The following is a 1,082-nucleotide window of genomic DNA, read 5'->3' on the forward strand; positions in this document are numbered from 1 at the left end:
TAAAAGCACTCCTTTGGTGTTGAGAAATTCAATTTCTTTCTTGGTCTCTCATTAATTTTTGCCGTAAACTTTGTTATTTTCTGCTGACTGAAGTTTGAAAACGCAGCAGACTTAGGAATGTACTGCCTAACGAGTCCGTTTGCATTCTCAATAGCACCCTTTTGCCATGAGGAATATGGATCAGCAAAATACACTGGTACACCAAGAGATTTACTGATTATCTCATGTGCCGCAAATTCCACCCCATTGTCTGTTGTTATGGTCTTTATTTTTCCCTTGAATGGCATAAGTAGCTGCTTTACAGTCTCTGCCAATTTCTTAGCATTCTTTCCGTGCTTCAACTTTCTCATAAACAACATATTTGTTTGCTTTTCAACCAATGTGACAATTGCTCCACAATTACCCTTTCCAACGATTGTATCCATCTCAAAATCACCAAATCGCACTCCATCAACCTCTTTGGGTCTTTCACTGATACTCACACGATTAGGTATGACAATACGTTTGCCACCTACAGGTCTTGCACGATGCTTCAATCTGTGACGGCAATTTTTATATAAAGAGCCTCCCTCTTTTTTGTCTTTCCTGATGATGCGATAGATACTCTCCGTAGAGATGCGCTTGCCTTCTTTGGCAAGGTAGCCAGATATCTGTTCTGGGGACCATTGCTTCTCTTTTAGTAGGCGCAAAGCCTCTTCCCTTACTTCTTGGGAGATGCGACGATTGCCTGGAGTTCTGCGCTTTTTGCGGCGGGCATTGGCTTCTGCTGTTTCCCAGTTGTAATGGTTACGACTACCACTATTTCGCTTTAATTCGCGATAAATGGTGGATAAATCTACATTTATTGCCTTGGCAATATCTTTTTTACTCATTTTCTTTTGGAGTAACACATTTATTGTGTACCTTTGCTCCGAAATAATTTGTTTGTACATAGCAATGCAAATATAATTATTTCTGGGGAGACAGCGGTCTCCCCGTTTTATTTTATTGCATTGCTCATTGAATTTCTTGACATAGCTCAATACATGGGGGCTACTCGCCCCCAAACCCCTCGGTGTTTTCAGGTATAGATTATTAAGCCT

1 protein-coding gene is annotated in these 1,082 nt (G+C 40.7%); it reads right to left on the reverse strand.

Going from position 1 to position 1,082, the window contains the following annotated elements; translation table 11 throughout:
- On the reverse strand, nucleotides 1-932 hold a 932-nt coding region (locus tag ACTQ53_RS17480; protein ID WP_441934580.1), incomplete at its 3' end, for an IS30 family transposase.
- Nucleotides 933-1,082 lie beyond the last annotated feature (150 nt).

Source organism: Prevotella sp. Sow4_E9_plate (assembly GCF_052116205.1).
GTDB lineage: Bacteria > Bacteroidota > Bacteroidia > Bacteroidales > Bacteroidaceae > Prevotella.